This window comes from Blautia sp. OM07-19 (assembly GCF_003481595.1).
GTDB lineage: Bacteria > Bacillota > Clostridia > Lachnospirales > Lachnospiraceae > Blautia_A > Blautia_A intestinihominis.
This window is the reverse complement of sequence record NZ_QULA01000015.1, coordinates 1-12,477: the sequence shown is the minus strand read 5'-3', so window position 1 is coordinate 12,477 and position 12,477 is coordinate 1. Positions and strand designations below refer to the sequence as shown.

General features: G+C 43.2%; 5 protein-coding genes. All 5 read left to right on the top strand.

Going from position 1 to position 12,477, the window contains the following annotated elements; genetic code table 11:
* Positions 1-4: 4 nt before the first annotated feature.
* Entirely contained in the window at positions 5-340 is a 336-nt protein-coding gene (locus DXC01_RS11295; RefSeq protein WP_029730842.1) for a DUF4315 family protein, read from the top strand.
* Positions 330-995 carry a CD1107 family mobile element protein gene (locus tag DXC01_RS11290; RefSeq protein ID WP_117636429.1) on the top strand — a complete coding sequence of 222 codons (666 nt, stop codon included), beginning with the start codon at positions 330-332 and terminating at the stop codon, positions 993-995. Before DXC01_RS11295 ends, DXC01_RS11290 begins: the two co-directional genes overlap by 11 nt.
* A gap of 72 nt (positions 996-1,067) precedes the next feature.
* On the top strand, positions 1,068-3,179 hold the full coding sequence (locus tag DXC01_RS11285) for a type IA DNA topoisomerase (protein ID WP_118698936.1): 2,112 nt from the start codon (positions 1,068-1,070) through the stop codon (positions 3,177-3,179).
* A gap of 30 nt (positions 3,180-3,209) precedes the next feature.
* The gene (locus tag DXC01_RS21045; protein WP_118698935.1) at positions 3,210-11,663 is read left to right on the top strand and encodes an Eco57I restriction-modification methylase domain-containing protein; all 8,454 of its coding nucleotides are present in this window, start codon (positions 3,210-3,212) and stop codon (positions 11,661-11,663) included.
* 59 nt (positions 11,664-11,722) lie between these two features.
* A partial coding sequence (locus DXC01_RS11275) for an ArdC family protein (protein ID WP_118698934.1) occupies positions 11,723-12,477 on the top strand: 755 nt, incomplete at its 3' end.

The window sequence follows — 12,477 nt, the reverse complement described above, 5'->3', positions numbered from 1 at the left end:
GAATATGAACATGCGATTAAAAAAGGTTCTGGATGATATTCAGAAAACTGAAGATAAGATTCTGGAATTACAGGAATATGTAAAGAAACTAAAAATCCAGAAAAAGCAGATGGAGGATGCAGAAATTATCAAGGCGATTCGTTCCATGAAAATGGATAGTCGAGAGATGTTGACTTTTCTGGATGGGATTCAGAACGGAACAGTTACCATGCAGTTTGATGAGGAGGGCAATCTCTCTATGGATAGTTCCGAAACAGATGCAAAGAAAGAAGAGAGTCTGGAGAGAAATGTGGCAACCGGACAGGTAGAAGAAAGTGAGGATTTGGAAGATGAAGAATAAGGTAATGAAAAAAATTTTGATGGTCATGCTGTCAGCTACGATGCTGATTGGTTCTGCCAGTGTGACTGCTTTTGCACAGGCAAATGAAAATGCAGAGCAGACCGAAGCAACAGAGCAGGTCATAGAAGAACAGCCTGCAGAGCAGCCTGCCACAGAAGGAACACCGTTTTCTACACCGGGAAACGGACAGCTTGTGGATGATAAGGAGAATGACAGTACCAAGCAGTTTCTGACTGTACAGACAAAGAATGGAAATACCTTTTATATGGTCATTGACCGTTCCGGTACTTCTGAAAATGTGTACATGATGTCACTTGTGGATGAAAATGACCTGGCAGAGTTCTTAGATGAAACCAAAGAAACGGAAAAGAAAGAGGAATCTGCGGTTGTTCTTCCAGAAACGACTACAACACCAGAACCGGAAACTACAGCACAGCCGGAAACAGAGGCAAAGCAGGAATCTGGCATTAACAAGATGATTGGATGGATTGCTTTGGGAGCAGTTGCAACGCTGGCATTGGGTGGTCTTGGCATGTTCGCTTTTGGAAAATTGAGAAAGAAAAAAGAGGACGGCATTGTAGAGGAAGGTCTGGAATTTGCTGATGACAGTTACATCAATGAAGATGAAGAAAATGCAGAGAATCAGCAGAAATAACAAAAAATCATAAAGTATGGAGAAAGGGCAGTTCTTTTGGGACTGCCTTTTTGACAGGAACAGGAGAAAAATATGGCGAAATTTTTAGTGATTGCAGAGAAACCAAGCGTGGCACAGAGTCTTGCAAAGAATTTATCTGCATATCAGAGAGAGGACGGCTATCTGGAGGGGAACAGTTGTATTGTCAGTTGGTGCTTGGGACATCTCGCAGAATATGCACCACCAGAAATTTATGATGAAAAATATGAAAAATGGCAGTTTGAGGATTTACCGATCATCCCGGAAGTATGGAAAGTGCAGGTATCAGAGGATAAAAAGAAGCAGTTTGAAGTATTGTGCAGCTTAATGAATCGGGAAGATGTGGCGTATCTGGTCAATGGCTGTGACGCCGGGCGAGAGGGAGAACTGATTTTTAAAAGAGTTTATGATCTGGCAGGCTGTCAAAAACCAGTGAAGCGTCTGTGGATCAGTTCAATGGAAGATGAAGCAATTCAGAAAGGCTTCCAGACCTTAAAGGACGGGAAAGAATACGCAGGTCTTTGTAATGCTGCGGTGTGCAGAGCGCAGGCAGACTGGCTGATCGGAATGAATGCAACGAGAGCCTATACAACCAGATATTTTAAACGCCTGGTGGTCGGCAGGGTACAGACACCAACGCTTTCCATGCTGACAGAAAGAAAAGAGAAAATCGAGCATTTCAAGAAAGAAGCCTATTATAAGGTTTCTCTGTCAGATGGGAAACTTACAGTAACATCAGAAAATATCCAGTTTGAAGCAGAAGCAGACGAATTAAGAAAACTTTGTGATGGGGAAGAAGCAATGGTTACAAAAGTAAAAAAGGCGCAGAAACGAATTTCACCGCCGAAACTTTATGATCTGACCAGTCTGCAGAGAGAGGCGAACCGTTATTTTGGATACACCGCTCAGAAAACACTGGATATGCTGCAGGAACTGTATGAGGAAAAGATGGTTACATATCCGAGAACGGATAGCCAGTATGTAACGGAAGATATGAAAGAAACGGTAGAAACACTTGCAGATGAAATGACAGATTTTCTCCCATTTTTGAAATCTGAACAGTCTGGAGGAAATGCAGAGCGTGTAATCAATAATACAAAAGTATCAGACCACCATGCAATCCTGCTGACAAAAGAGGCAGTAGAAAAAGGTATGGGAGGACTTTCAGATGGAAAGAAAAATCTTATGATGCTGATCGGACAGCAGCTTGTACAGGCAACCGGAGAAGATTACCTTTATGAGCAGACTGAAATTTCTGTACAGTGCAAAGAACATGAATTTGCTACGAAAGGAAAGCTGCCTGTGCAGATGGGATTTAAAGAAGTGGAAGAAGCCTTTCGGAAATATTGTGTGAAGGATAAGAGATCTGATGAACCAGATAATAAGACAGGACTTCCAGAAGGGTATGAGGAGGGAATGATTCTTGTTTCTGTGAAAGCAGAGAAGAGTACCCATTACACTTCCCCACCGAAGATGTTTACCGAAGATACTCTGCTTGCTGCGATGGAAACAGCGGGAAATAAGGAATTTGATTCTGAAACAGAGAAAAAGGGACTTGGGACACCGGCAACCAGAGCTAATATTATTGAGAAACTGGTATCTTCCGGATATGCAGAACGTAAAGGAAAACAGATTCTTCCTACGGCGGCAGGTTGTGAGCTGATTCATGTAATGCCGGAGAATCTGAAATCTGCAAGCCTGACAGCAGAATGGGAGAATCAGCTTCTGATGATGGAAAAGGGAAAAATTCGGGATGATGAATTTATGGATGGGATTGTATCTATGATTACTGAGATCCTTTCTGTATGCAGGGCGATTCCGGAAGAAGAACGAAGTCGTTTTCAGACTGCAAGGGAAGTAATCGGGAAATGTCCAATATGCGGTTCCGATGTATATGAGGGTAAGAGCAATTATTACTGTTCTGACAGAAGCTGTCCGTTTGCTTTATGGAAGTCAAATAGGTTTCTGGAAAGTATGAAAAAATCAATGGATAAAAAGATGGCTGTGGAGCTTCTGAAAAGGGGACGTACTCATGTAAAAGGACTGTATTCCAAGAAAAAAGACAGCAAATTTGATGCTGACCTTGTACTTGGGGTGGAAGATGGAAAAGCCAGATTCAGTCTGGAATTTCCTAAAAAGAAAACAAACAGCAACAAACAAAAATAATAAAGAACTGACGGAAGGAGGAATAAGGTTATGGCTCGATTGGAAGATATAAGAGATCTTGCAGAAGCACATGCATCCAGTATCAGCAGTTCGTCCAGGGACTGGATGAACTATCTGGATACCTCAGCCAGATTATACCGATACCCATTTATGGATCAGCTTCTGATTCATGCACAGCGTCCACAGGCAACTGCCTGTGCGTCGCTGGAATTATGGAATCAAAAAATGTTCCGGTGGGTAAACAGAGGGGCAAAAGGAATTGCCCTTATAGATGAAACCACGCAGAAAACAAGACTTCGATATGTATTCGATGTTCAGGATACCCATATGGTAAATGGTGGAAGAACACCGTATCTGTGGAAACTACAGGAAGAACAGCAGGAAGAGGTATTGCTTCACCTGGAAGAAGTTTATGGATTGGAAGCGAAAGATACGAAAAATCTTTCTGACGCTTTGATGGCAACCGCTAGGTATATGGTGGAGGAAAATCTGGAGGAGTATCTGGATGGTCTGTTGTATGTGACAGAGGGAACCTATCTGGAAGAACTGGAGGAAGATACCATCCGCAGTGAGTTCCGAAGTCTGTTGACGGACAGCATTTATTATACACTTGCTTCCAGATGCGGACTTGATCCAATGGAACGGCAGGAGGAAATGGATTTTGTACATATTACAGATTACAATCGCCTCTCTGTGCTGACATTCATTGGAAATGCCACAAGCAGAGCGAGTGAATCAGTTCTGGTGGATATTGGAAGATATGTACATCGCATTTTATTAGAAGAAATGAAAAAAGGTATTGAAAATTCAGAAGAAAGGAATTATAATAACTTCAACACGTTAATTCGTGAAAGTAAAGAAAACAACGATACTATTACAGAAAAAGAATATTCACAGGAAAATGAAGGAGGAAATGAGAATGGCACTGACATATTATCGAAAAGGGGATTATCTGTTTCCAAACCTGACAATTCAGGAAACAGAAGCACAGATCGGGAAATACGGAATGCTGCGGAGGACATTTCTGAAGGAGTACAAGAACAGCCTGTACCAGAGCCTGTTGCTGACCGGGAAATTGAACAGCCATCTGGAGGAGATCGAGAAAGCGGCACAGGAGAGATTGGAAGTACTGATGGAGAAACTGTTGGAGAAGAATCCGGCACCGTCGAAAGAGGAGAACCCGATGGCGTGGACAGCACATATGAACAGTCTGACGGCAACAGCGGAAGAGAGCATCTTGACGGAATTGGTATACAGTTAATTGAAGATACAAGTGAAGATCAGTTAAGTAAAGCAGAGGAAGAAATTGCCTCTGCTTTATCTTTGCCAGAACTTCCGTCTGTAAATGAACAGAAACGAGAAATTGAAAACAGAGTAGCGGCCCTTTATGCAGGAGAGATTGCCATTCCAAGTGAAGTGGTCGATGAGGTTTTAAGAACCGGAGGAAACCGAAGCAAGAGCCAGCTTCGTATTATCTATAATTTTATGAGCGAACAGACACCGGAGGAATATACGGAGTTTGTGAAGCGGGAGTATGGGACTGGTGGAAAAGGCTTTGAAATCAATGGTATGGAGTATTCGGTCTGGTTTGATGAAACCGGATTGCAGATTGCAGTAGGACATACGGTTACGGATCAGATTCTGGATAAGGCGTTTTTATCCTGGGAAGATGTGAGTGGACGTATCCATCAGCTTTTGAAACAGGGTGAATATGCACCGCAGTCTGTACTCGATGTTGCAAGGGAGAACGCAGTAAAGGAACATGCCCAGGCACTTGCCTATATGAAAGCGGATATGGCAGAGGGTGTAGCGGAACTTGTTTTTGATGAAGAGGATTTACCATATCTTCGCAGTATTTATCCGGAAATAACAGATTATCTAGAAGAAAAGTTGTCAGATTCGCAGTGGCTGTCAGATATGAATGAGCGTCTGGAAGGACTGGCAATGGCTTATGAGGAAGATAGAAGCATTATGCGGTTCCGTACCTATAACCCAGTCAGAATATCCAGTCAGTTCCAGAAATTTGCAGCAGAAGTGGTTCCATACAGTGCCAGGGAGGAATTTGCATGGCAGGAACATAAGGTGTTTATTACTCAGGATGAAATAGACGCTTTTCTTGCCGGTGGAGGTCCTTATTCTGATGGCAGGCTTTCTACCTATTCGTTTTATCTTCTGAATGAAGATGATAAAGCGAGAACAGATTTTATTAAGGAAAAATACGGTACAGGTGGTTGTAGCCACGCTTTATGTGGTGCAGATAATTCCCATGCAGATTATGACGGAAAAGGGTTGAAACTGGAGAGAGGAACCTATGGGAATCCAGATACTTCGGTGTTGCTTCCCTGGGCAAAAGTGGCGAAAAGAGTCGGTTATCTGATTGATAATCAACAGTTTTTACATTCTGCTGATTATTCCCGTATGCCAGATTATGAAAGGGAACGAATTGCAGGGAAAGTGATCAGCTTTTATGCAAGACTGCCAGAAGAAATTGAGCGTCCATTTAAACAGGATTTCTTCAATGAAGAAGCAAAAAAAGAATTACCTGCTATGCTGAATGATTCGGAACAGGCACAGAAACTGTTACAGGCGATGGACGATGCACTGGCAATGCTGCCATTGGATTTTGAATCAGTAAATGAAACTTATGAGAAGAAATTACAGCTTTTAACAGAAGTACATCAGTATGTGGAGGGCAGCTATACGATTTTCCCGGCACAGGAAGTAGCAGAGCAGACGGAAGGCTTGACAGGATACCAGATGTCTTTATTTGACATTATGAGTAATTCTGAACCAGAGGAAATTACGGAAGAACTGGAAGTAGAAGAATCGGCTGCAGAAGTGGAAGAGATACAGAATGAAGAACCAGAGGCAGATCCGCATATGTCCTTTGAAGAAGCAAAAGAATTGTGGGAAGATGGCTTTTATGAGGATGATTATGTATTAAAAAGTCGTGTAGGCGAACTGATCTATGACAGTATGGATACAGTTGGAAAATCTGTAGAGGATTTTTCCGAGGAACAGATGGCGGTTATCCGAAAGCTGGCTGAACAGGAGCGTATGTTAGAACCAGTATTGAATCCAGACTTTTCACCGGAACAGATGCAGTTGGTTTCTGACATTTCGGAAAAACTCTGGAATGATAATGGCAGATGGCAGGAGGATATGATCGAGCCATATACAGATCATGTCATGAATCCAGAAGAAATTACCAGAGTACGACAAGAACTGGATTTACAAGAATCAGAGTCTGAGCCAGAAGATGTAGTTGTACAGGAACAGTGGGACGAGAATGTATTTGAATATCAGGGGTATCATTTTGAACCAGTGGGGATTCTTCCGCAAGGTCTGGAAGGGAAAGAACTGGTAAACCAGACAAGAGGAAATACAGAATTACATTTGACTACCTACGAGCGAGAAGATGATATTTTATATTCCTATGCAGGATTTTACGAAGCAAGTGGTTCATCAAAAGCTGATATTTTCCGGTGTATGGAAACTGGACGAAATTATATTCCGGGGGAGAACGAACTGTTTGGCTATGAGGGAGAATTTTTGCCATATCTGCAGAATGAACAGGTGCAGGAACAGGAACCTCATAACTTCCATATTACGGACGATGACCTTGGTGCTGGCGGTCCGAAGGCAAAGTTTAAAGCAAATATGGAAGCTATCCGGCTACTGAAAGAACTGGAACAGGATCAGAGATTAGCAACACCGGAAGAACAGGAAGTGTTGTCGAGGTATGTTGGATGGGGCGGTATTCCCCAGGCTTTTGAAGAAAGAAACAGTGCCTGGGCAGAGGAATATACACAGTTAAAAGGAGTCCTTACGCCAGAAGAATACAGTGCAGCAAGGGCATCAACGCTGAACGCTTTTTATACTTCTCCAACAGTCATCAAGGCAATGTATGAAGCACTTGGAAACATGGGACTGAAACAGGGAAATATCCTGGAACCGTCCTGTGGAGTAGGAAACTTTATGGGACTTTTACCGGAAAGTATGAGTACCACAAATATGTATGGTGTAGAGCTTGATCCGATTTCCGGGCAGATTGCAAAGCAGCTTTACCAGAAGAACAGGATTGCAGTACAGGGATTTGAGGAAACCAGTTACCCGGACAGCTTTTTTGACTGCGTAATCGGAAATGTACCGTTTGGGGCATACCAGGTCAGTGATCGCAAGTATGATCGATACCATTTTATGATCCATGACTATTTTATTGCAAAATCTTTAGACCTGCTACGTCCCGGAGGAGTGGTGGCAGTTGTCACATCAAGCGGTACGATGGATAAACAGAATCTGGAAGTCCGACAGTATTTTGCAAATCGGGCAGACCTGCTTGGGGCGATTCGCTTACCGAACAATGCTTTCCAGAGAAATGCCAATACCAGTGTGGTTGCGGATATTCTGTTTTTCCAGAAAAGGGACAGGGCTGCGATCACAGAGCCAGACTGGGTACAGTTAAAAACCACACCAGAAGGATATACGGTCAATTCTTATTTTGCTGACCATCCGGAAATGGTGCTTGGGGATTTTACAACAGAAAGTACCCAGTACGGAAAACAGGAAGTAACGGTAAAGGCAAAAGAGGGAGCAGATCTGGCTGAGCAGTTAAAAGAAGCGGTGAAGCATATCCAGGGAACCATCACAGAGCAGGAGATTTCGGATACGGAACTGGAAGAACAGGTGGTATCCATACCGGCAGATCCGGACATTAAGAACTTCAGCTTTGCACTTGTCGGAGAGGATATTTATTACAGGGAAAATTCTGTTATGAATAAGATGGAACTTCCCGTTGTGACAGGCGAACGTGTCAGAGGGATGGTTGCGATCCGGGATGCAACAAACAGACTTCTGGAACGGCAGTTGGAAGAATGCAGTGATGAAGAGGTTGCCAGCTTACAGGCTGAGTTGAATCAGGTTTATGACAGTTTTACTGCCAAGTATGGACTACTCAGCAGCAATGCAAATAAAAGAGCGTTCAGCATGGACAGCAGCTATTGCCTTTTGACTTCCCTTGAATTTCTGGATGAAAAGGGCGAGTTGAAGCGGAAAGCAGACATATTTACGAAAAGGACGATCCGCAGGGCAGAGCCGGTAACATCGGTAGATACTGCAAGTGAGGCACTGGCGGTATCTATCGGGGAAAAGGCGAAAGTGGATATTCCTTATATGATGGAGCTTACAGGGAAAACAGAGGAAGAGGTCACAGAGGAGCTTACAGGTGTTATCTTCAAAAATCCGCTTACAGATAAATGGGAGCCATCCGACGAGTATCTTTCCGGGAATGTCAGGGAGAAGCTGAACGTTGCAAGGCAGTTTGCAGAAAACCATCCGGAATATATGGTCAATGTGCAGGCACTGGAACGGGTACAGCCGAAAGACCTGGATGCTTCCGAGATTGAAGCAAGGCTTGGTGCAACATGGATTTCTCCGGACTATATTACAGAGTTCATGGCAGAAACATTCCATACACCACGACACCATATCAATTATGAGCGTATTAAAGTGCAGTATGCGGAAGTGACTGGACAGTGGAATGTAAAGGGAAAGAATGTGGATAGCAGCAATAATCCACTTTCCACATCAACTTATGGAACACAAAGGGCAAATGCTTATAGATTGTTGGAGGATGCGTTGAATCTGCATGATACAAAAATTTATGACACAATACATGATGCGGATGGGGAACACCGGGTACTGAACCGAAAGGAAACTACTCTGGCGCAGCAGAAGCAGGAACTGATCCGGGAGGAATTTAAAGAGTGGATCTTTAAGGATATGAGCCGACGGGAAACGCTCTGCAAGATTTATAATGAACGGTTTAACAGTGTAAGACCAAGAGAATATGATGGCAGTCATATCCAGTTTGTCGGAATGAATCCGGAAATTAAGCTGATGGAGCATCAGAAAAATGCGGTGGCACATATTCTTTATGGAAATAATACCCTGCTCGCACACTGTGTAGGTGCAGGCAAGACATTCCAGATGATCGCAGCTGGTATGGAGAGCAAGCGTCTGGGACTGGCACAAAAGAGCCTTTATGTGGTTCCAAACCATTTGCTGGAACAGTGGGGAAGCGATTTTTTACGCTTGTATCCGGGAGCAAATGTTCTGGTGGCAACAAAGAAAGATTTTGAACCGGCAAACAGAAAACGGTTCTGTTCCAGAATCGCAACAGGGGATTATGATGCGGTTATTATTGGACACAGCCAGTTCGAAAAAATCCCGCTTTCTAGGGAAAGACAGATTGCATTGCTTGAAGATCAGATTGCAGATATTACATTTTCTATTGAATCAGCAAAGACGCAGGTTGGAGAGCAGTATACCGTTAAACAGATGGAAAAGACGAAGAAAACCCTGAAAGCAAAACTGGAAAAATTAAATGACCAGACACGAAAAGATGATGTTGTGACTTTTGAGCAGTTAGGCGTGGACAGGCTGTTTGTGGACGAGTCACATTATTACAAAAATCTTTTTTTATACACTAAAATGCGGAATGTGGCAGGCATTTCACAGACCGATGCACAGAAAAGTTCAGATATGTTTATGAAATGCAGGTACATGGATGAGATTACCGGGGGAAAGGGAATTACGTTTGCAACGGGAACACCCGTATCAAACAGTATGACCGAATTATACACCATTATGAGATACCTCCAGTATGATACTTTAATGAATATGGGAATGGGGCATTTTGATTCGTGGGCAGCTACTTTTGGAGAAACTGTTACGGCAATCGAATTGTCACCGGAAGGGACGGGCTATCGTGCAAAAACACGATTTGCCCGTTTCTTTAATCTTCCGGAACTGATTTCCATATTTAAGGAAACAGCAGATATTCAGACTGCGGACATGTTGAATCTTCCTGTACCGGAAGCAGAATATATCAATGAAGTATTAAAACCGAGCGATGAGCAGAAAGAAATGGTGGAAGCATTTTCAGAACGTGCAGAGCAGGTTAGGGGAGGTGCGGTAGATCCAAGGGTAGATAACATGCTCAAAATTACCAATGATGGAAGAAAATGTGCATTAGACCAGAGGCTTTTAAATGATATGTTGCCAGACGCAGGGAAAAGCAAGGTAAATGCCTGTGTGGAGAATGCTTTCCAGGTATGGGAGGACGGAAAAGATACACAGGCTACCCAGTTAATCTTCTGTGACCTCAGTACACCGAAAACTGACGGAACGTTCAATGTTTATGATGATGTAAGAAACAAGCTGGTGGAACGGGGAATCCCGAAAGAGCAGATCGCATTTATTCATGAATACAATACGGAAGTAAAAAAAGCGGAGTTGTTTGCAAAGGTGCGGGCCGGGCAGGTAAGAATCCTGATGGGTTCCACTCCGAAACTCGGCGCTGGTACCAACGTCCAGGACAGACTACTTGCACTGCATCATCTGGACTGCCCCTGGAAACCGTCCGACTTGGAACAGCAGGAGGGACGTATTCTCAGGCAGGGAAACCAGAATGACAAGGTAAAAATCTTCCGGTATGTAACGGAAAATACGTTTGATTCGTACATGTGGCAGATTCTGGAAAACAAGCAGAAGTTTATTTCACAGATCATGACCAGTAAATCCCCGGTGCGTGCCTGTGAAGATGTAGATGATACAGCTCTGTCCTATGCAGAAATCAAAGCACTGGCAACAGGAAACGAGTACATCAAAGAAAAAATGGATCTGGATGTGCAGGTAAGTAAACTGAAACTTTTGAAAGCAAACCACACCAGTCAGATCTATCGTCTGGAATCGGATATTGCAAAGCGGTATCCGGTACAGATTACAGCATTAAAAGAGAAGATTGCCGGTATGCGTGTGGATGCAGATGTAGTAAAAGGAATAGATTTGCAGGATAATGACCACTTTGCAATGACAGTTGGTGGAAAGCTGTATACCGATAAAAAAGAAGCGGGAGTTGCACTCATTTCAGCAGCATCCGGCTTGAAGTCCGTAAAATCAGCAGGGCAGATCGGAGAATATCATGGTTTTGCACTTTCTTCAGAATACAATTTCCTGTCGAATACTTATACCCTGACGATCAAGGGAAAATGTTCTTATAAGATTGAGTTCGGAAAGGATACTCTGGGCAATATCCAGAGGATTCATAATGCACTTTCTGCAATCGAGAAAAAGCTGGCAGATACCGAGCAGAATCTGGAAACGGTACAACAGCAGTTAAAGACCGCACAGGAAGAGGTGCAGAAGCCATTCCCGAAAGAAGCGGAACTGAGTGAAAAAATGGAACGTCTGGCAGAACTAAATGCCATGCTGAACATGGATGAGAAAGGGGGAGAAAATCTTCTGGCAGATGAGGGCATTGGGGAAAATCCGGAAGTAAACGTGACAGAGGAACGACAGGACAGAATTGCTGACAGTGTTCATAAAACATCTATTCTGGAAAGACTGAAAGAACAGAAACAGCAGGAGCAGACAGGCGAAATACAGCAGAAACCAAAAAAGAAACACGAACAGGAGTTATAAAGGGTATCCCGTCAGAGTGACCATAGCTTTGGCGGGATTTTTCTATGGAGGATTTGATTATGGCAAACAGAGAAGAACAGTTAAAGCAGATTACAGAGCAGTTGGAACAGGGTGTTGCAGAAATATTCACATCAGAAAAATATACGGAATATCTGAATACAATGGCAAAGTTCCATAATTACAGTTTTAATAATACATTGTTGATCGCTATGCAGAAACCGGAAGCAACACTGGTAGCGGGGTATCAGGCATGGCAGAAGAAATTCAACCGACAGGTAAAAAGAGGGGAAAAAGGCATCCAGATTATTGCCCCGGCTCCGTTTAAAGAGAAACAGGAGATTGAAAAAACTGATCCGGAAACAGGCGAGATTGTGATTGGGAAAGATGGACAGCCGGAAACAGAAGTAGTAGAGCGTGTTATTACAAAATTCCGGGTTACGACAGTATTTGATGTCAGCCAGACCACAGGAGAACCGATTCCAGAGTTTGAGGTATCAGAACTGGATGGAGATGTTTTGATCTACCATGATTTTATGGAATCATTAAAAATGGTTGCCCCGGTTCCTATCCGTTTTATTGAGATTGATGGGGAGGCGAAAGGCTTTTATCAGCTTGTCGATAAATATATTGCTATCCAGCCTGGCATGAGTGAGGCACAAACCATGAAAACAGCGGTGCATGAAACCGCACATGCAGTATTGCATGATCGTGATCAGATGGAAGTAGAGGGCATCGTAAAAGATCAGCTTACAAGGGAAGTAGAAGCATTATACCCATGTTTTTATAATGTTGATCTTTTAAATTATTTTCCATA